Source organism: Pseudomonas sp. GW456-E7, assembly GCF_059424105.1.
In genome coordinates this window covers 278,614-297,173 of sequence record NZ_JBWKZB010000002.1, presented here as the reverse complement: position 1 = coordinate 297,173, position 18,560 = coordinate 278,614, and the positions used below count along the sequence as shown (strand labels likewise).

24 protein-coding genes are annotated in these 18,560 nt (G+C 60.6%); 15 read left to right on the top strand and 9 right to left on the bottom strand.

What is annotated here, in order from left to right; translation table 11 throughout:
- Nucleotides 1–239, bottom strand: a 239-nt coding sequence (locus AC07YV_RS02855) for a transposase (protein ID WP_146025338.1), incomplete at its 3' end; no start/stop codon positions are given.
- Nucleotides 240–428: 189 nt separating this feature from the next.
- On the opposite strand from AC07YV_RS02855, the gene AC07YV_RS02850 reads away from it, so the two are divergent.
- The 3 genes from AC07YV_RS02850 (at nt 429) to AC07YV_RS02840 (ending at nt 1,839) form a co-directional block, all read left to right on the top strand.
- The gene (locus tag AC07YV_RS02850; protein ID WP_102699034.1) at nt 429–1,010 is read left to right on the top strand and encodes a DJ-1/PfpI family protein; all 582 of its coding nucleotides are present in this window, start codon (nt 429–431) and stop codon (nt 1,008–1,010) included.
- A 14-nt stretch (nt 1,011–1,024) separates the two neighbouring features.
- Nucleotides 1,025–1,330 carry a ribbon-helix-helix domain-containing protein gene (locus AC07YV_RS02845; protein ID WP_095966236.1) on the top strand — a complete coding sequence of 102 codons (306 nt, stop codon included), beginning with the start codon at nt 1,025–1,027 and terminating at the stop codon, nt 1,328–1,330.
- Nucleotides 1,331–1,494: 164 nt separating this feature from the next.
- Entirely contained in the window at nt 1,495–1,839 is a 345-nt protein-coding gene (locus AC07YV_RS02840) for a YegP family protein (RefSeq protein WP_102699033.1), read from the top strand.
- A 139-nt stretch (nt 1,840–1,978) separates the two neighbouring features.
- Here the strand turns inward: AC07YV_RS02840 and AC07YV_RS02835 are convergent, their stop codons facing one another.
- Both AC07YV_RS02835 and AC07YV_RS02830 read right to left on the bottom strand, forming a co-directional pair.
- Nucleotides 1,979–2,866 (bottom strand): dihydrodipicolinate synthase family protein, encoded by an 888-nt coding sequence (locus AC07YV_RS02835; RefSeq protein ID WP_102699032.1) that lies wholly within the window; start codon nt 2,864–2,866, stop codon nt 1,979–1,981.
- 54 nt (nt 2,867–2,920) lie between these two features.
- Complete coding sequence (locus tag AC07YV_RS02830) at nt 2,921–3,703, bottom strand: aldolase (RefSeq protein ID WP_007976758.1); 783 nt, start codon at nt 3,701–3,703, stop codon at nt 2,921–2,923.
- Nucleotides 3,704–3,862: 159 nt separating this feature from the next.
- Between AC07YV_RS02830 and AC07YV_RS02825 the strand changes: the two genes are divergently transcribed.
- Nucleotides 3,863–4,405 carry a helix-turn-helix domain-containing protein gene (locus AC07YV_RS02825; RefSeq protein WP_007976760.1) on the top strand — a complete coding sequence of 181 codons (543 nt, stop codon included), beginning with the start codon at nt 3,863–3,865 and terminating at the stop codon, nt 4,403–4,405.
- 109 nt (nt 4,406–4,514) lie between these two features.
- Here AC07YV_RS02825 and AC07YV_RS02820 read toward each other — a convergent pair whose 3' ends face one another.
- Nucleotides 4,515–5,534 carry a DUF4917 family protein gene (locus AC07YV_RS02820; RefSeq protein ID WP_102699031.1) on the bottom strand — a complete coding sequence of 340 codons (1,020 nt, stop codon included), beginning with the start codon at nt 5,532–5,534 and terminating at the stop codon, nt 4,515–4,517.
- Between the two features lie 131 nt (nt 5,535–5,665).
- Between AC07YV_RS02820 and AC07YV_RS02815 the strand changes: the two genes are divergently transcribed.
- From AC07YV_RS02815 to AC07YV_RS02800, 4 genes are all read left to right on the top strand, one after another.
- The gene (locus AC07YV_RS02815) at nt 5,666–6,568 is read left to right on the top strand and encodes a LysR family transcriptional regulator (protein WP_102699030.1); all 903 of its coding nucleotides are present in this window, start codon (nt 5,666–5,668) and stop codon (nt 6,566–6,568) included.
- 242 nt (nt 6,569–6,810) lie between these two features.
- Nucleotides 6,811–8,004 (top strand): CaiB/BaiF CoA transferase family protein, encoded by a 1,194-nt coding sequence (locus AC07YV_RS02810; RefSeq protein WP_095966243.1) that lies wholly within the window; start codon nt 6,811–6,813, stop codon nt 8,002–8,004.
- The gene (locus AC07YV_RS02805; protein WP_102699029.1) at nt 8,001–8,927 is read left to right on the top strand and encodes a hydroxymethylglutaryl-CoA lyase; all 927 of its coding nucleotides are present in this window, start codon (nt 8,001–8,003) and stop codon (nt 8,925–8,927) included. The genes AC07YV_RS02810 and AC07YV_RS02805 overlap by 4 nt, the downstream gene beginning before the upstream one ends.
- A gap of 184 nt (nt 8,928–9,111) precedes the next feature.
- Nucleotides 9,112–10,443, top strand: a complete 1,332-nt coding sequence (locus AC07YV_RS02800; RefSeq protein ID WP_102699028.1) for an MFS transporter — start codon at nt 9,112–9,114, stop codon at nt 10,441–10,443.
- 128 nt (nt 10,444–10,571) lie between these two features.
- On the opposite strand, the gene AC07YV_RS02795 is transcribed toward AC07YV_RS02800, so the two are convergent.
- Complete coding sequence (locus tag AC07YV_RS02795) at nt 10,572–11,060, bottom strand: DMT family transporter (protein ID WP_102699027.1); 489 nt, start codon at nt 11,058–11,060, stop codon at nt 10,572–10,574.
- Nucleotides 11,061–11,137: 77 nt separating this feature from the next.
- On the opposite strand from AC07YV_RS02795, the gene AC07YV_RS02790 reads away from it, so the two are divergent.
- A complete protein-coding gene (locus AC07YV_RS02790) occupies nt 11,138–12,073 on the top strand; it encodes a LysR family transcriptional regulator (RefSeq protein WP_102699026.1) in 936 nt (311 codons plus the stop codon).
- On the opposite strand, the gene AC07YV_RS02785 is transcribed toward AC07YV_RS02790, so the two are convergent.
- Together AC07YV_RS02785 and AC07YV_RS02780 are read right to left on the bottom strand one after the other, a co-directional pair.
- Nucleotides 12,074–12,358 (bottom strand): type II toxin-antitoxin system RelE/ParE family toxin, encoded by a 285-nt coding sequence (locus AC07YV_RS02785; RefSeq protein ID WP_102699025.1) that lies wholly within the window; start codon nt 12,356–12,358, stop codon nt 12,074–12,076. It lies immediately after the preceding gene.
- Nucleotides 12,348–12,587 carry a CopG family ribbon-helix-helix protein gene (locus AC07YV_RS02780; protein WP_095966249.1) on the bottom strand — a complete coding sequence of 80 codons (240 nt, stop codon included), beginning with the start codon at nt 12,585–12,587 and terminating at the stop codon, nt 12,348–12,350. Before AC07YV_RS02780 ends, AC07YV_RS02785 begins: the two co-directional genes overlap by 11 nt.
- 203 nt (nt 12,588–12,790) lie before the next feature.
- On the opposite strand from AC07YV_RS02780, the gene fos reads away from it, so the two are divergent.
- The 5 genes from fos to AC07YV_RS02755 all read left to right on the top strand — a co-directional run bounded on the left by fos (nt 12,791) and on the right by AC07YV_RS02755 (nt 16,190).
- The gene (fos, locus tag AC07YV_RS02775; RefSeq protein WP_102699024.1) at nt 12,791–13,207 is read left to right on the top strand and encodes a fosfomycin resistance glutathione transferase; all 417 of its coding nucleotides are present in this window, start codon (nt 12,791–12,793) and stop codon (nt 13,205–13,207) included.
- 64 nt (nt 13,208–13,271) lie between these two features.
- Nucleotides 13,272–13,910 carry a LysE family translocator gene (locus AC07YV_RS02770; protein ID WP_102699023.1) on the top strand — a complete coding sequence of 213 codons (639 nt, stop codon included), beginning with the start codon at nt 13,272–13,274 and terminating at the stop codon, nt 13,908–13,910.
- Between the two features lie 79 nt (nt 13,911–13,989).
- A complete protein-coding gene (locus AC07YV_RS02765) occupies nt 13,990–15,336 on the top strand; it encodes a sensor domain-containing protein (RefSeq protein WP_102699022.1) in 1,347 nt (448 codons plus the stop codon).
- Between the two features lie 118 nt (nt 15,337–15,454).
- On the top strand, nt 15,455–15,613 hold the full coding sequence (locus AC07YV_RS02760; protein WP_007976786.1) for a KGG domain-containing protein: 159 nt from the start codon (nt 15,455–15,457) through the stop codon (nt 15,611–15,613).
- 73 nt (nt 15,614–15,686) lie between these two features.
- On the top strand, nt 15,687–16,190 hold the full coding sequence (locus AC07YV_RS02755) for a DUF4142 domain-containing protein (protein ID WP_102699021.1): 504 nt from the start codon (nt 15,687–15,689) through the stop codon (nt 16,188–16,190).
- A 3-nt stretch (nt 16,191–16,193) separates the two neighbouring features.
- Here AC07YV_RS02755 and AC07YV_RS02750 read toward each other — a convergent pair whose 3' ends face one another.
- A complete protein-coding gene (locus AC07YV_RS02750) occupies nt 16,194–16,604 on the bottom strand; it encodes a low affinity iron permease family protein (protein WP_102699020.1) in 411 nt (136 codons plus the stop codon).
- Between the two features lie 154 nt (nt 16,605–16,758).
- On the opposite strand from AC07YV_RS02750, the gene tam reads away from it, so the two are divergent.
- Nucleotides 16,759–17,529 carry a trans-aconitate 2-methyltransferase gene (gene tam, locus AC07YV_RS02745; protein WP_102699019.1) on the top strand — a complete coding sequence of 257 codons (771 nt, stop codon included), beginning with the start codon at nt 16,759–16,761 and terminating at the stop codon, nt 17,527–17,529.
- A 291-nt stretch (nt 17,530–17,820) separates the two neighbouring features.
- On the opposite strand, the gene AC07YV_RS02740 is transcribed toward tam, so the two are convergent.
- Nucleotides 17,821–18,549, bottom strand: a complete 729-nt coding sequence (locus AC07YV_RS02740; protein ID WP_102699018.1) for a class I SAM-dependent methyltransferase — start codon at nt 18,547–18,549, stop codon at nt 17,821–17,823.
- Nucleotides 18,550–18,560: the final 11 nt, after the last annotated feature.

The window sequence follows — 18,560 nt, the reverse complement described above, 5'->3', positions numbered from 1 at the left end:
TCCAGGTCTTTTTGCCTGAGCAACGCTTTGAGCTGCTGAATCTCCCGCTGATCGGCGGTGATTGCCTTGGCCCCCACCGGGGTCGAACCCAAACGCTCTTTGCGAACCTGGTCGACCCAACGGCGCAAGGCGGTAGGGCCAATATCCAAACTGGCACAAACATCGGGAACGGACTGGCCCTCGTCCAGCACCATGCTGGCGGCCTTGAGTTTGAACTCACTGGAATAAGATTTACGCATAGCCAAACACCTCAGATTTGGGCGCCATCATAGCGCCCGATTGAAGTGTCCAAAATCATTAGGCCAGTTCAGCTTGCTCGCGAAGAACGATAACGCGGTCCATCAGGTAGTAGCCGGTTGTTACCCGCCCCGCCGGATAAGGACTACCTTGAATACTCCTGCATGCCCACATCCAGAGGAGTCCTCCCCATGGCTGCGAAAAAAATTCTGATGCTGGTCGGTGATTACGTCGAAGACTATGAGGTGATGGTGCCGTTCCAGGCATTGCTGATGGTCGGCCACACGGTGCACGCCGTTTGCCCGGACAAAACCGCCGGCCAGACCGTGCGCACGGCGATCCATGACTTTGAAGGCGACCAGACCTATAGCGAAAAGCCCGGTCACCTGTTTGCCCTCAACTTCGATTTCGCCAAGGTCAACGCCGCCGATTATGACGCCGTGTTGATTCCGGGCGGCCGTGCGCCGGAGTACCTGCGCCTGAACGAAAAGGTCCTGGAACTGGTGCGGGCATTCGACAAGGCCGGCAAGCCGATCGCCGCCGTGTGCCATGGCGCGCAGTTACTGGCGGCAGCGGGTATTCTCGAAGGCCGCGAATGCAGCGCTTATCCGGCCTGCGCTCCGGAAGTGCGCCTGGCGGGCGGTACCTATATCGACATTCCGGTGACGGACGGCCATGTTCAAGGCAATCTGGCTACGGCGCCGGCCTGGCCTGCGCACCCGAGCTGGCTGGCCGGTTTCCTGGGGTTGCTGGGTACCAAAATCACGCTGTAACGAGGGACATGTCCATGTGCGAGCTGTACGTCAAAGCCGACCCGATACTCTACGAATCGCGCTCCCGCTCGCTGCGCATCTGCGGGGTGGTCACTACCCTGCGGCTGGAGAATCAGTTCTGGGACATCCTCAGCGAAATCGCCGAGGTCGACGGCATGACCACCAATCAGTTGATCGCCAAGCTGTATGAAGAGGTGATGGACTATCGCGGTGAGGTGGTCAATTTCGCTTCGTTCCTGCGGGTCAGTTGTACGCGGTATCTGAGCCAGCGGCGGACGCAGTCTCCGGAGTTGTCGGTGGTGCGGGCAGTGGTGAAGTAGTCAAAACTGCGTCGACTCCTTCGCGAGCAAGCCCGCTCCCACAGGTTCAATGTGATCCCTGTGGGAGCGGGCTTGCTCGCGAAGGGGCCGGTACAGGCGACAGAAACACCTGGCTGGTCTTTACTGTGAAGCGCACAACCTCTCAATCGCCAAGGAGAAACAGCATGTCCGGATGGTATGAAGTGAGCAAAAGCAGCAATGGCCAGTTCAGGTTTGTCCTCAAGGCGGCCAACGCCGAGACCATTCTGACCAGCGAGCTGTACACCACCCACGCCGCCGCCGACAAAGGCATCGCCTCGGTCCAGGCCAACAGCCCGCTGGATGAGCGCTACGAGAAGAAAACCACCAAGGACGGCCATCCGTATTTCAATCTCAAGGCGGGTAACCACGAGGTCATCGGCAGCAGTGAGAGCTATTCCTCCGATGCCGCCATGGAGAAAGGCATCGCCAGTGTGAAGGCTAATGGCCCGAGCAAGGTGGTCAAGGACAAGACGTTGCCGGTGCTTTGATCACTACTTTCAAATCCAGTACAAATCCTGTGGGAGCGAGCTTGCTCGCGATGGCGGTCTGACAGTCAACATCTGTGTTGAATGTAATGGCCTCATCGCGAGCAAGCTCGCTCCCACAGGGGGGTTGTTTAACCTGAATTCAGCGTAAGGCTTTGAGTAGGCCTTGAAGCTGACTAACCCCCGCCTCACTCAACGGGAACACCGGCAACCGCGGATCCCCCACCTCCAGACCTGTCGCCCGCAAACCCGCCTTGATCGTCGCCGGCAAGCCACCCTTGAGGATGAAATCCAGCAGCGGCAACTGGCGGTAGAACAGCTCCCGGGCCTTGGCCAAATCATTGGCCAGCACCGCTTCATACAAATCCAGGTTGAGCTGCGGGATCAGGTTCGGCGCAGCGGTACACCAGCCTTTTGCGCCAGCGGCAAAGGCCTCCAGGGCCAACGGATTGCAGCCGTTGTAGAACGGCACCTGGCCGTCGCCGAGTCGTTGGAGTTGATGCATGCGCTGGATGTCGCCGGTGCTCTCCTTGACCATGGTCACGTTTTCCACGGCCTTGACGATGCGCAGTATCAGGTCCACCGACATATCGGTGCCGCTGGTGGCCGGGTTGTTGTAGAGCATGATCGGCACGCCGATGCTGTCGCCGATGGCGCGGTAATGGGCAAGGATTTCCGCTTCACTGAGTTTCCAGTAGGACGCGGGCAGCACCATCACCACATCGGCGCCATGGGCTTCGGCGAAGCGCGCGCGACGCACCGCTTTGGCGGTGGTCAGGTCGGACACGCTGACGACGGTCGGCACGCGTTTGGCCACGTGCTTGATACTGAATTCGCTGACCTGATCCCACTCCGCGTCGCTCAGGTAGGCACCTTCACCGGTGCTGCCCAGCGGTGCGATGGCGTGCACGCCGCTCTCGATCAGGCGGTCGATGGAGCGCCCGAGGGCGTCCAGGTCAACGCCTTCGCCATGGGCGGTGAAAGGGGTGATGGTGTAGCCGATGATGCCGTGAATGCTTGCGGTGGACATGGTGTCTCTCCGTTCAAAAGGGTCTGGGTTCAGTTCAGTTCAGTTCAGTTCAGTTCAGTTCAGGCAATCGGCGTGTTGGCGCAGGCTCTGCCGGGCGTAGTAGTTGAAAGCGGCGGCGTGACGTTTCGGCCGGGCAATCCAGTCATGGGCTTCACGGCCCAGCGCGGGGATGATCGGCTTGATGGTCCCGGCGCTCATTGCCAGCAATTGCAGCTTCGCTGCACGTTCGATCAATTGCGCGATGACACAGGCTTCCTCGATGGTGTTGCCGGTGGACAATTGGCCGTGGTGCGAAAGCAGGATCGCCCGTTTGTCGCCCAGTGCCCCGGCAATCAACTCGCCTTCCTCGTTGCCCACCGGCACACCCGGCCAGCCTTCGAGAAACGCGCAGTCGTCATAGAGCGGGCAGAGGTCCATGTGGGAAATCTGCAACGGTACTTCCAGCATCGACAAGGCGGCAACGTGGGTCGGATGGGTGTGGATGATGCAGTTCACGTCCGGGCGGGCGCGGTATACCCAACTGTGAAAACGATTGGCCGGGTTGGGCATGCCGTGGCCTTCGAGCACCTCCAGGTCTTCGTTGACCAGCAGCAGGTTGCCTGCGGTGATTTCGTCGAAACCCAGGCCCAGTTGTTGAGTGTAGTAAGTGCCGGGCTGCGGGCCACGGGCGGTGATTTGCCCGGCTAGACCGGAATCGTGACCGTGCTCGAACAGGATGCGACAGGTCAGGGCCAGCTTTTGCCGGGCGGTCCACGTATTATCCGCCAGGGTATTTTGCATTTGGCTCAGCGCGTGCTTGACCAGTTGCTCTTTGGGCAGTGCTAATGTCTTGGCCATATCGGTGTCCTTTGGGTGATTCAATGGACGTCGGGTTTGCCGCTCACCGGTTCCTCGCAAAGTCGTCGGTGAGCGCAAATGACACTAAAGAGCCTATATGACACTTTGTGTCATTGGCAAGGACAAATCGTTGGCTCCTTGATGGATTAATCGCTCCACATGTCTATCCGTTTGAAATTACTAAGAAAAAAACTTGGCGTGACCTTGGAAGCGCTGGCCGAACAATCCGGCATGACCAAGAGTTACCTGTCGAAAGTCGAGCGCGGGTTGAACACACCATCGATTGCGGCGGCGTTGAAACTGGCCAAGGCGCTGAACGTGAAGGTCGAGGAGTTGTTCTCTGAAGACAACGCCGGCCTCGACAGCTACAGCCTGGTGCGCAGCCACGAGCGGCAACCTCTGGGGGCCAGTGGCAACAATCCGGGTTACGCGGTGCTGGCCCATCAGGTCAGTGAACGCAGCCTGCTGCCGTTCATCATTTACCCGCCGGCGGAGTTCACCGACAAGACCTTCAAGGAACATCTGGGAGAGGAGTTTCTGTTCGTCCACGAGGGGCGGGTGGAAGTGGACTTCATGAACGAGCGCGTGCTGCTCGATCGTGGCGATGCGCTGCACTTCAATGCGCAAAAACCGCACCGGATTCGTTCGGTGGGTGAGGTACAGGCGCAGTTGCTGGTGGTGGTGCATAGCACCGAGGAATGAGTTTACTGCAAAAGCTTCGCGAGCAAGCCCGCTCCCACAGGGGATTTGTGAACGACACAGATCCCATGTGGGAGCGGGCTTGCTCGCGAAAGCGTCAGATCGGCCAGTACTAAACTTCTACTGGAACCGATAACTTGGGGCCACCCAACGCATGGCTCTTCGAATCAAAAAACCGCAACTCAACCCCCGTCCCCTCAAACACCTTCGCGTAATGCCGCTTCTGGTGCTGGATGAAGGCCTTGCTGCGCGGGTAAATCGAGATCGCCAGCACCTGCGGCTTTGCCAGGCGCAAAGCGTGGATGATGTGGCTGTCCTGCTCCCCCAGCGCCTGGCCGAAGAGGCACAGCGCCTGGCCGTGACCGAGCAATTGCTCGTAGCAGAACGACAGATAGTCCGAACTGCGAATGGTCTTGAGCTTGTCCGCACTCGGCCCTTCGTTGACGAACAGAGGCACGTCGTCGAGGGTCTTGATCGTGTTGTTGATCGCGAAATTGCCCAGCAACGTGCCCTCGGTCGACATCAGCTTGCGCGCCGTGCCGTCCTGGTTGCGCACCAGGTGCAGACCGCCGTGCAGGTACAGCAAACGGGTTTTGTCGGTGGCCGTGTCGCTCAGGTCGAAAGCGGGTTCGGCCCCCTGGAACAGATCGGTGATCGCCTCGGGCTGGTATTGCACCGCCCAGTAGTTGATCAGGTCGTAATTGGTGGTGAACACCGTGCGGTAGCTGGCCAGTTCCTGATTGATCGTCGCCAGCGTCGAAGGCACCACCAGGCGCCACGGGATATGCACCGCATGCACGGTGTTGATCAGCGCTTCCTTGATTGCGTAATAGCGATTGCGCGGGGCGGCGGAGCTGACGGCCAGGGCCTTGTTGACCCGACTGGTGGTTTTCAACGCGCTCAGTACCTGCTCGAAACTGCGGGTCTGCATGGCGTCGAACACGCTCAGCTCGGACGGGCTCAGGGGTTTTTCTTCAACGGTGCGGGCATTTTCGAACAGCGACTCGTAGCCGAAATCGTCCCATACCGCGCGACTGGCACCGTTGCCCACCAGCAAACCACTGAACGAAGCGGTGCTGCGCAAGGCGTTCCAGTCTTCAAGTTGGGCGTCGACATCCTGGAAATCGGTCATTGCGGTCTTCGTCTCACGGCAAAAGGTCATTGGGCGGCGACTTTATCACGACCGGCTGCCAGACCACGGCACGACGCGGGCGAAGAACGTTATGCTGCGGTTTCGCCCGAGCCGACTTCGCCGAGTACCCGATGCTGCAAAAAAGCCTGATCCGCCGTCTCGACCTGATCACTCTGCAACTGTTCGTCGCCGTCCATGAGGAGGGCACGCTGACCCGTGCCGCCTCGCGCGAAGCGATTGCCGTCTCGGCGGCGAGCAAGCGCTTGATGGAGCTGGAGGAGGCGCTGGGCATCAGCCTGTTCGTGCGCCAGGCCAAGGGCATGTCCCTGACACCGGCCGGGGAAACCCTGCTGCACCATGCCCGGCAGATGCTGTTCAACGTCGAGAAAATGGGCCTCGAACTGGGCGAGCACAGCCATGGCGTGCGCGGCTATGTGCGGATGCTCGCCAACCTGTCGGCGATCATTCAGTTTTTGCCCGAGGACCTGCGGGACTTTTCCGAGCGTCACCCACAGGTCAAGACCGACCTCGAAGAACGCCCCAGCGCCGGGGTGATTCAGGGCGTAGTCGACGGGGTGGCCGACCTCGGCATCTGTTCCATCGACAGTGACATCAAGGGCCTGCACAGCGTGCTGTATCGCCAGGACAAACTGGTGGTGTTGATGCCGCCACACCATCCCTTGGCGAACCGGTCGAGCGTGGCGTTCGCCGATACGCTGGGCAGCGATTACGTTGGGTTGCATGCCGCCAGTTCGATCAACATGCGTACCCATGCAGCGGCCCGCGAAGCCGGCAAGGTGTTGCGGGTGCGCATTCATGTGCCGGGGTTCGATGCCATGTGCCGCATGGTCCAGGCCAACATGGGGATCGGCATCCTTCCGCAGCGGGCCTATGAATTGTTTGGCCGGGCGCTGGGTTTGCACGCGGTGCCATTGACGGACGAATGGTCCGATCGGGCGCTGATTCTGGTGGTGCGCGATGAGGCGCTGCTGTCGCCGGTGAGCCGGATGTTGTTTGAGCATTTGCGGGGTTGAGCCTGAAAGTTCTTCGCTGACTGTGCCGGCCTCATCGCGAGCAAGCTCGCTCCCACAGGGGATGTGTGAGTGCCGAAGATCGAGTGTGGGAGCGAGCTTGCTCGCGATGGCGGACTACAGCTCACGATAATCTCCCCGGGCGTTCGCATTTCGCGAACGCCCGTTGCCAACTGAAGGTTGGATTCATCAGGCATCAGTCCTCTAGCCTTGGCTCATATTCCAAGAACAAGAGGTACCCCGCGATGACTGCCCCCCTGAGTGCAATCAAGGTGATCGAGATCGGCACGCTGATCGCCGCACCGTTTGCCGCGCGCATGCTGGCCGAGTTCGGCGCCGAGGTGATCAAGATCGAAGCCATGGGGCAGGGCGATCCCCTGCGCAAATGGCGCAAGCTGCACGAAGGCACCTCGCTGTGGTGGTACCTGCAATCGCGCAACAAGAAGTCCCTGGCGCTGAACCTCAAATCCCCCGAAGGCATCGAACTGGTCAAGCAATTGGCAACCAGCGCCGATGTGCTGATCGAAAACCTGCGCCCCGGCGCCCTGGAGAAACTCGGCCTTGGCTGGGACGTGTTGCACGCCCTCAACCCCAACCTGACCCTGGTGCGGATTTCCGGTTACGGCCAGACCGGCCCGTACCGCGATCGTCCGGGTTTCGGTGCCATAGGCGAGGCCATGGGCGGGATTCGCTACACCACCGGCACCCCCGGTTCGCCGCCGGCTCGGGTCGGCGTGAGCCTTGGCGATTCCCTGGCTTCGTTGCATGCGGTGATCGGTGCGCTGATGTCATTGCTGCGGGTCAAGACCGGGCAGGGCGGCGGGCAGATCGTTGATGTGTCCCTGGCCGAAAGCGTGTTCAACGTCATGGAAAGCCTGGTGCCGGAATACGACATGCTCGGCCATGTGCGTGAACGCAGCGGCGGCGCCTTGCCGGGGATCGCGCCGTCCAACACCTATTTGACCGCCGATGGCGCCTACGTGGTGATTGCCGGCAACAGCGATCCGATCTACAAGCGCCTGATGCACACCATCGGTCGCGCCGATCTGGCCGAGGCGCCGGAGTTCGCCCACAACGACGGGCGTGCTGCCAAAAGCAATCAGCTTGATGCCGCTATCACCCACTGGACCAGCAGCCTGCCCATCGACGAGGTGCTGGCCGCGCTTGAGGCTGCTGAAGTCCCGGCCGGGCGCATCTACTCGGTGGCCGACATCGTCGCCGATCCGCACTATCAGGCGCGGGACATGCTGCTCAATGCCGAGCTGCCCGGTGGCGCCACGGTGAAGATGCCGGGCATCGTGCCGAAACTCTCCGAGACACCCGGCGGCGTGAACTGGTCCGGTCCCGGGCTGGGCCAGCACACCGACGGCATCCTCGCGCAGTTGGGCCTCACCGCGATGGACATCGAACGCCTGAAAGTCGAAGGAGTGGTGCAATGATCACCGATTATTCCGACAGCCTGATCGTGCAGGAAGTGTCCCCGCGCGACGGTTTGCAAATCGAGCCGACCTGGGTTGAAACCCACGACAAGATTGCCCTGATCGATCAATTGTCGCAGGCCGGATTCAGCCGCATCGAAGCCGGTTCGTTCGTGTCGCCCAAGGCCATTCCTGCGCTGCGTGATGGCGAGCTGGTGTTCAAGGGCATTACCCGGCAGCCGGGGGTGATCTACGTCGCCTTGATCCCCAACCTCAAGGGTGCGCAACGGGCGCTGGCGTGCAGTGCCGATGAGCTGAACCTGGTGATGTCCGCCAGCCAGACCCACAACCTGGCGAACATGCGCATGCGCTGTGAAGATTCATTGGCAGCGTTCGGCGAGATCGTGCGGTTCGTTGGCGAAAGCCCGGTGCGTCTCAATGGCAGCATCGCCACCACCTTCGGCTGCCCGTTCGAGGGCAAGATCGATGAGGACCGCGTCCTGCAAATCGTCGAGGCCTATCAGGAACTCGGCATCCAGGGCATCACCCTCGCCGACACCACGGGCATGGCCAATCCGCGCCAAGTCGAGCGACTGGTGCGCCGGGTGCTGCAGCGGGTGGCTCCGGCGGATTTGACCCTGCATTTCCACAACACCCGTGGTCTCGGCCTGTGCAACGTGCTGGCCGCCTACGAGGCCGGTGCCCGACGTTTCGATGCCGCATTGGGCGGCCTCGGCGGCTGCCCCTTTGCACCGGGAGCGTCGGGCAACATCTGTACAGAAGACCTGGTGAACCTGTGCGATGAAGTCGGCATTCACACCGGTATCGATTTGCCGCTGCTGCTGAAACTGTCCCGAGGACTGCCGGCGCTGCTCGGCCACGAAGTACCGGGACAACTGGCCAAGGCCGGGCGCAATTGTGACTTGCACCCGATCCCGACCTGACACTGCACGCCCCTGTGGGAGCGAGCTTGCTCGCGATGACTGAGTCACAGTCAACATCAATGTTGGCTGACCCGACGCAATCGCGAGCAAGCTCGCTCCCACAGTAAAAGCACTTTCGCTGAGCTACTCAACCAGACAACAAAAACAATCGGACACCCACGGGAAGTCCGCCTGGAGAACCGCAATGAGCCTGAATGCACTGGAGGCGGGCGTGAGCCCGTCCGTTAGCCACGACACCGAAAAAGCCCTGGTCAGCAAAGTCGCCTGGCGCCTGATGCCGCTGATCATGGTCTGCTACCTGTTCGCCTTTTTCGACCGTATCAACATCAGCTTCGCCAAGTTTCAACTGCAGGCCGACCTGAGCCTGAGCGACACCGCTTACGGCCTGGGTGCCGGGTTGTTCGTGGTCGGTTACGTGATTTTCGAAGTGCCGAGCAACATGATGCTGTACAAGGTCGGCGCCCGGCGCTGGATCGCCCGGATCATGATGTCCTGGGGCCTGGCCACGGCGGCCATGGTGTTCGTCAACAGCGAATGGCAGTTCTACGTGCTGCGCTTCGTGATCGGCGCGATGGAGGCGGGATTCGCCCCGGGCGTGCTGTATTACCTGACCCTGTGGTTCCCGCAGCACTATCGTGGACGCATCACCTCGATGCTGTTCCTGTCGTCGGCGTTCGCCGGCCTTGTGGGCGCGCCGTTCTCGGGCCTGGTGCTGCAACACCTCGACGGTGTGCTGCAAATGCGCGGCTGGCACTGGTTGTTCCTGCTTGGTGGCGTGCCGTGCATCGGCCTCGGTTTGCTGGTGCTGACCCTGCTCAAGGACCGCATCGAAGACGCCCATTGGCTGACCTCTTCGGAGAAGACCTTGCTGGCCAGCCGCATCGCCCAGCATGAGCCGCACAAAAGCGGTGGCTCGCTGCTCGCCGCGCTGCGGATTCCGGGTTTCCTGACATTGGGGCTGATCTACTTCCTGATCCAGGTGGCGTCCTACGGCCTGAATTTCTGGGCGCCGCAACTGATCCGCAGCGCCGGCACCGAAAGTCCGGTGATGATCGGCCTGCTGACCGCCATCCCGTACATCTGCGGCGCCATCAGCATGGTGGTGATCGGACGCCTGTCCGATGCTTCCGGTGAGCGACGCAAGTTTGTCGCCGGTCTGGTGGCCGTCGGTGCAGTCGGGTTCTTCTGTGCGGGGATCTTTGCCAGCCACACGACCTTCCTGATCGTCGCGCTGGGCCTGCTCGGCGCCGGGATCATCGCCTCCATCCCGAGTTTCTGGACCTTGCCGCCGAAACTGCTGGCCGGTGCCGGCGCGGGCGCGGCGGGCGGGATTGCGGTGATCAACACCCTGGGCCAGTTCGGCGGCATCGTCAGCCCGGTGATGGTCGGCCGGATCAAGGACCTGACCGGCAGCACCACGCCGGCGCTGTATGTCATTGGTATCTGTGCATTGATCGCGGTAGCGTTGTTGCTGTGGGGGTTGCCGCAGAAGTTGCGGACACTCGACAAGGCCTGAAATCTACATTGCCAGACAGACCGCTTTCGCGAGCAAGCTCGCTCCCACAGTGACCGCATATCCCCTGTGGGAGCGGGCTTGCCCGCGAAGACTGACTGACAGCCGACATTTGACTGTCGGTTGTCCTCTCAACCCACCGTCGCCAAACCTTTGGCCGGCGCATCAAAAAACTGAATCAACACCACCCCGCCCATCAACAGCACCACCCCAAGCACCTTGGGCAAGGTGACCTGCCGCTCCACCAGGCCAAACCAGCCGAAGTGATCCAGCAACAACGACGCCACCACTTGCCCCGCCAGCGCCAATGCCATGAACCCCGCGGCACCGAGCCTGGGCAGCAGCACCAATGCCAGGGAAATGAAACACACCCCAAAAGCGCCACCCGCCCACATCCACAACGGCGCCTTGCCGATAAAGGCCAGTGATGGCAACGGCAAGCGCAGCGCAACGATGATCGGCAACAGCACGATAACGCTCACCAGCAACGAGGCGAGCGTCGCCCACAAAGGATGGCCCAACCCGCGCCCGAGGTTGACGTTGATCGCGCTCTGAAACGGCACCACCGCCCCGGCAATCATTGCCAGCACCACCAGGCCAGCCCAATGCAACGTACTCATGATCGTTCTCCAACAGGTTTTGCTGGACTCTAGGGTATTCGTCGCGCAGATTTAAATTCCGTTTTGTTATCCAGAACATGCAGCAGATGAATGATCTTCGACGCATCGACCTCAACTTGCTGGTGATCCTAGATGCCTTGCTCACCGAGCAACACGTGACCCGGGCGGCCGAGCGTTTGCACTTGAGCCAGCCTGCGGTCAGTCATGCGCTGGCGCGATTGCGCGACCTGCTTGGCGATCCGCTGCTGGTGCGCGCCGGGTCTGGCCTTGTTCCAACGCCGCGAGCGCTGGAGCTGGTGGCACCGCTGGCCGAAATCCTGGCCCAGGTGCAAGCGCTGCTGGCGCCGAACGCCTTTGATCCGGCTACCGCCAGGCGCACCTTTCGCCTGGCGATGTCCGACTATGGCGCCGCCATTGTCCTGCCGGGACTGATCCGGACGTTGCGCCGCGATGCGCCGGGTATCGACCTGCAAATCAGCCATGGCAGCCGCGAAAGCATGCTTGACGGCGTGCTCAACGGTGATATTGACGTCGCCATCGGTGTGTTCCCGGAAATGCCCAACGAATTGCGCAGCACCCTGCTGTTCGAAGAGCACTACGCCTGCCTGGTGGACCGCAGAAGCCTGCCCGCCGACGGTGTGCTCGACCTGCCCACCTACCTGGCTCGACCCCATGTGCTGCTGGAAATGCGCGGCAGCGGCACCCCGGAAATCGAGCGGGCGCTGACGGCATTGCGTGAACGTCGTCGTGTGGCAGTCAGCCTGCCGCACTGGAGCGTGGCCCCGGAATGCATCAGCGGTACTGATCTTATTCTGACGGTGGCCTCGCGTGGTCTGCGCGATATTGATGAACAGTCGTTGATCGTCGTGCCGCCACCGTTTGATATTCCTTCGTTCACCTTTGTGTTGGCGTGGCATAAACGGCGGGGCGCAGACCAAGCGTTGAACTGGCTGAATGAGCGGATTGGTGCAGGTGCAGACGGGGTTTGTTTTCGGGGGGATGATTCGCTGTAATCACCAATGGATGGGGGGAAGGCGACGAGTGTGGAAGACCCTGAGCACTTGCAGACGACCTTGGCGAACTCGATACGGAATCAGATAGGGGCGGTCGGGCAAAATCCATTCACGAGTACCGGGCAATCGACCTTCCCGACCTGTCGCCGGAAAGCGCGCAAGGTGATCGACACTGGCGAGAATGGCTTGTACGAAATCTGCTGCTGCCTTTGGATTCTCTATCGCAATGTAAGCGGCTTCTTCATCAAGGTTCTTGAGTGCAGTACGCAGCCACTCAACGCGCATTGCTTACCCACTTATCAGCAATCGCACTGACCTCGTCTGACGAGGCGAAGTCGCCGGCATCGGCTTCTTTCAGCGCTTTCTGAATTTCTTCGATTTGCCATGCTTCCCTGGCGAGATACTCGCGCAAGGCATCGACTGCGAGGAACGACTTGCTGCGGCCAGTGGCCTTGGAAAGACTGGCGAGGGTATCGGCGATTTCGTCTGGCAGGCGCAAGGACATGGTGGACATGGCGGTCTCGATGTAGTGGTTTGTAATACAACATACTACAGTGTCGTGCAGGGGGGAGGCCGCCCCGTTCGTCTGTCGTAACAAATGGTCTTGCGGTGGTGTTGAATCTTTCCATCTGTCGCGTGCAGATTCAGGCGTTTTCGCTGCCAACCTCATAGGTGAAACCTGCGTCGCACCTGAAAACCTCAAAGGTCTTTAACCCCATGCTCACAGGCCTCAACCACCTGACCTTCGCCGTCACCGACCTGAACCGCAGCGTGGCGTTCTACCGGAACCTCCTGCAACTGCACCTCGACGCCACCTGGGATACCGGCGCCTACCTGTCGCTGCCGGGGTTGTGGTTGTGCCTCTCCCTCGACCCGCAACGCGATCCCGAGCCCGCCGCCGAGTACACCCATTACGCTTTCAGCCTCGATGCGGCGGATTTTCCGCGTTTCGTCGAGCGCCTGCGATCCGCCGGGGTGCAGGAATGGCGCGACAATCGCAGCGAGGGCGCATCGTTCTACTTCCTCGACCCGGATGGCCACAAGCTGGAAGTCCACGTGGGTGATCTGGCATCGCGCCTGATGGCCTGCCGACAGCGGCCGTATGCGGGGATGAAGTTCTTCGACGATCTGTAAGTCGATGTTGCGGGACCTGATATAGACTGGCCACCATTCCCCCAGCAGTACAAAAGGACTCCCCATGACCCCATCGTTGCTAATGGCCGTGCTTGCCTCGGGTTTTATCTACGGCATCACCCCGGGACCGGGCGTGCTGGCGGTGTTTGGCATTGGCGCGGCCCATGGGCGACGGGCCGGGGCGGGGTTTCTGTGCGGGCATTTGCTCGGCGATGTGGTGTGGTGCAGCACGGCGTTGATCGCGATTGTCGGTGCGCGGGAGATCGGCAGTACCGCGTTCGACGTGCTGGGTGTGCTCAGCGGCCTGTACCTGTTCTGGCTCGGCTGGCGTGCGGTGCGCGCCCGGCGCAGCAATGGCGATACGCCACAGGGGGCGGCGCGGCAGCCGTTCTGGCATGGCATTCTGTTCGGTCTGACCAATCCCAAGGCTTATCCGGTGGCGGTGGCGACATTTACAGCGCTGTTGTCGAGCCGCGCGGAACTGCTCAACTGGTCAATGCTGCCAGCACTGATCGGCCTGAGCTTTGTCGGTGGATTGCTCGCTTACGCTATTCTCATCGGCATCGTTGGGGCGCGGCGGGTGCGCACTTTGTATCAACGTCATGAACTGGCGATCACCCGGTTGTGCGGGGTAATGTTCATCGGCTTTGCCATCAACGCGCTGGTCCATGCGTTGCCGGGGCTGATGCCGAACAAGGCTTGAATGTGATCACAAGGAAGCAAGGCCGACCGGGCAGGGATGATTGATGAGCGCTGCATTATCGGGACACCCACGCTGAACCATGGAAAACCGGAACTCCGCGCCACTGGCGAGCTATATCGATCTGTTGCTGGACGCCGTTTGTGCGGTGGACAAGCAAGGCCGCTTCGTCTTTGTCAGTGCGGCGTGCGAGCGCATTTTCGGCTACAGCGCCGATGAAATGATCGGTCAGCTGATGATCGACATGGTGCACCCCGCAGATCGCTTGCGCACACTCGATGCCGCCCGGGAAATCATGGGCGGCGAGCCCAAGCTCAACTTCGAAAACCGCTACCTGCGCAAGGATGGCCAGGTGGTGCACATCCTCTGGTCGGCTCGTTGGTCCGAGGTCGACCAGTTGCGCATTGCCGTGGCGCGCGACATCACCGAGCGCAAGCAGGCCGAATCCCGGCAGGCCGCGTTGTATGCGATATCCGAAGCGGCCCACGCGGCGGAGGATCTGCTGGCGTTGTTCAGGCGCATCCACATGATCATCGGCGAGTGGCTGCCGGCGCTGAATTTTTCCGTGGCGCTGTACGACGAGCACTGTGCGCAGTTGAATTTCCCTTATCACGTCGATGACCAGGAGCCACAACCCGAACTGCCCGGGACCATGACCGGGCGGGTGTGCACCGAAGTGATCCGCACGGGGCAGCCGATCCTGTTGACCCCGGACCTGTGCACGCCGCCTGTCGGCTTCGAAGCGCTGATGGCCGGGCAGAACGCACCGTGCTGGCTGGGTGTGCCGCTGAACTCGCAGAACGGCACCATCGGCGCGTTGATCGTCAAAAGCGTTCCGGGTGGCGAGCGCTACACCGAGCAAGACAAGGAATTGCTGCAGTACGTCTGCGCCCAGGTCGCGACGGCCATCGAGCGCAAGCAGCTGCATGCCCGCCTGCAACACATGGCCCAGTACGACCAACTGACCCAGTTACCCAACCGTGAACTGTTGCGCGACCGCCTCAAGGCGTCACTGCAATTGGCCCGCATGGACGGCGGGCGCATGGCCCTGCTGTACGTCGACCTCGACCGTTTCAAGCAAGTCAATGACACCCATGGCCATGCGGTCGGCGACATGCTGCTGCAATCGGTGGCCAACCGGCTCAAGGGCTGCGTGCGGGAAACCGACACCGTGGCCCGCATTGGCGGCGATGAATTCGTGGTGTTGCTGCACCGCATCCATGCCGCAGACGATACCGACATCGTGGTCGGAAAAATCCGTCAGGTCCTGGCCCGGCCCCTGCGTCTGGACGGGCACAACCTGAGCATCCATCCAAGCATCGGCGTCGCCCGATACCCCGATCACGGCACCGAAGAGAAACAGTTGTTCCGGCATGCCGACGAGGCGATGTACTGCGCCAAACGTGAGCATCACCTGGGAATGGCCTGATAGTCCGTACACCGTTCGTCGTACTGTCCACGCATTTTTCTAAACCTTTTGGCATGCGCAAATTCAGATTCTATGCGGGCGCCAGCTCGCCGCGACTACCACCAAGAGGAAGAGAATCATGCCTAATTCAAGAAACTCGAACTCGGGAAACTTCGCCAACGATCGAACGAAGGCGTCTGAAGCCGGTCGCAAGGGTGGGAAAACCACCACCACGACTGTCGATAAAGAACCTGCGAAACCCGATATGGGCCGCAAACCCGGACAGAAATCCAAGTAATGGATGCAGGTGGTTTTGATTGAGAAGCGGGGGCGCAAGCTCCCGTTTGAATTTGAAAAAGGAGGGCGCGACCATGAAACGGATGGCCACCCGATTATGTAATGCCAGTTTTGCCACGTTACTGGGCCTGTTTGCCAGCAACGTCTTCGCCCAGTCCCCTGCTGAATTCATCGACGATGCGTCGGCCCAGGGCATGGCTGACATCGAGGCCAGTCGCCTGGCACACCAGAAGTCCGAGTCCAAAGAGGTCAAGGACTACACCATCGTTGTCATCAACGACCGCACCACGGCGAACCAGCACCTGGCGAAAATCGCCAGACAACTGGATCTGCCGGTAGCGCCGCGGGAAGAAATTGTCGAAAAGGCCAAAGCCCTGATGCCACAAGTCATGGATGGGGCGACCTTCGATGAGGCCTATACGGCCAGCCAGGTGAAGACCACACAGCAAGCCATCGAACGGTTGCAGCAGGAGGCGCAGAGCACCGACGTGCCGCAAATCAAGGCGTTCGCCGAAGAAACCCTGCCCAAATTGCAAAATCATCTGCAAATGGCCAAGGCCCTGCAAGCCAAAAGCTGATCATCAGCAATTCTTCAGGTTTTGCTGACCTTTTTCCTGGACGACGGTGCCGTCCAGGTCAATGGTCAGGCCTTCGCCAAGGCTGCGGTAGTGCTTCCTCAGCTTCTCCAGCTCCTTGAGGTCCAGCGCTTCAAGCCCGAGCATCGCGTTCTGCGCCTCTTTCGTCACCCTAAGCAACTCATCGACCTTCAAATGCAAAATGTCCGTGTCACGGTTCTGTGTGTTCTGGATCAGGAACACCATCAGGAACGTGATGATCGTGGTCGAGGTATTGATGATCAGCTGCCACGTATCGTTGAAATGAAAAATCGGCCCGCTCAGCCCCCACAGACAAATCAGAGTGATCGCCCCCAGGAACGTCTTGGGGCTACCGGCCCAGAGGGCGAGTTTCTGCGCGATTTTTGCGAACTTCATGACCGTGTTCCTTATAGGGAGGACGCCTGAATTTGTGACAGCGACGGTGGGATGAAAATTCGACATGATTGAAAAGGTGAATTTCTGAAACCTTTGGCGGTGCTCGCCGCGGTATCGTAGCGACCCGAGGACAACGCACCGACAGGAGAACGCAATGAGTTGGTCCGCCAAACAGTACGTCGCTTTTGAAGATGAACGCACCCGTCCCGCCCGTGACCTGCTGGCGGCCATCCCCGCCGGGGATGTGCGTTCGGCCATCGATATCGGTTGTGGCCCCGGTAACTCCACAGAGTTGCTGGTCGAGCGTTTTGCCAGCGCCACGGTCCGAGGGCTGGACAGTTCGACCGACATGATCGAGGCCGCGCGCAAGCGCTTGCCGCAGGTGCAGTTCGACATCGCCGACATCGACACCTGGAACGACGCAGGCCCCTTCGATGTGATTTTCGCCAACGCTGTATTGCAGTGGGTTCCGGATCACGCAAGCTTGCTGCCGTCGCTGGTGAGCAGGCTGGCGCCCGGAGGCAGCCTGGCCGTCCAGATGCCTGACAACATCAATGAGCACTCGCACCGTTTGATGCGTGAAGTCGCCGCTGATGGTCCATGGGCCGGCAAGCTGGCAGGCGCCGCCGGGCAGCGGACCGAGATATCCGATGCCAGTGGTTATTACTCGATACTCAAGGCCTGTTGCTCGCGCGTCGATGTGTGGCGCACCACCTACCATCATCCGCTCGCAGGCGGCGCATCTGGCGTGGTGGAGTGGTTCAAGGGCAGTGGCTTGCGGCCGTTTCTCGATCCGCTGGACGAGGCGGAGCGGGCGCAGTATCTGAAGCAATATCAGGCGGCAATCGAGCAGGCGTATCCTGCATTGGCCGACGGTTCGGTGCTGTTGCCGTTCCCGCGACTGTTTATCGTCGCGACGCGCTGATGTGAAAAAGGGACAGTTGATGAGCGTCACCTGTCCCTTTTATCGCTTGGAACAATCACGGCAGTTTGTTTTTTTTCGAGCGTCGGGCGCTCAAGTATTCAAAAGCAAACGAGGCAAAGCCGAACAACCCGATCAATGAAATGATCATGATTCCCAACTCTGAATTGTGCATGTCGATCTCGGGGCGATGGATGAGCCGGGAGAATAAGGGATCTATTTCCGGGCTCAACGCCGCGCTACGGTTTCTTTATTCCCGTGCCGGGATCTATACGCAAAAGATACGCGCGTGGCTCAGCGCTGAACGCCGACCAACATCATCATCGGCCGCTCGCGCTCTTCGGCCAGCGCCGGTTGCGCCGCCACCTCGGCATCGCTCGGCCCCCATTCATTGACATGGCGGATGCTGAAACCCGCTGCAATCAGCAGGTTGAACAAGGTACCAAGGGTGCGATGCTGCTTGATCACACCGTCGGCCAGCCAGTGGGTCACGCGCTCGCCTTCACGCTGATAACCGTCCACCGGCCAACCCTTGCGGCCCTCGGCATCGATGATCCAGCCAGGATTACGCGGTGCCATGAAGATCGGGTGCTCGATGGAAAACACGAACGGCGAACCGGGCTTGAGCGCCGCGTGGACATTGGCGAACAACCCCGGCAAGTCCTTGATGTAGTGCAGCGCCAGGGAGCTGTAGGCCAGGTCGAAACCGCCGGCCGGCAGATCGAGGGCTTCCAGGTCGGTGCGCTCATAACGGATGTTTGATGCGGCGGTGGTTTTGCGTGCCTGCTCCAGCATCTTTTGCGAAACATCCAGCCCGAGCACGCTGTCAGCGCCTTGCTCACTGGCCCAACGACAAAACCAGCCGTAACCGCAGCCGAGATCCACCACCTTCAAGCCCTGCATGGGCGGCAGCATGGCCTTCAGCGCCGACCATTCCGGCGCGGCATCGAGACCGCCGATGGAGCGGGCCATCTGGCTGTAGCCGTGGAAGAATTGAGGGTCGTCGTAGATGTTTTGGGTCATTTTCCGGCTGC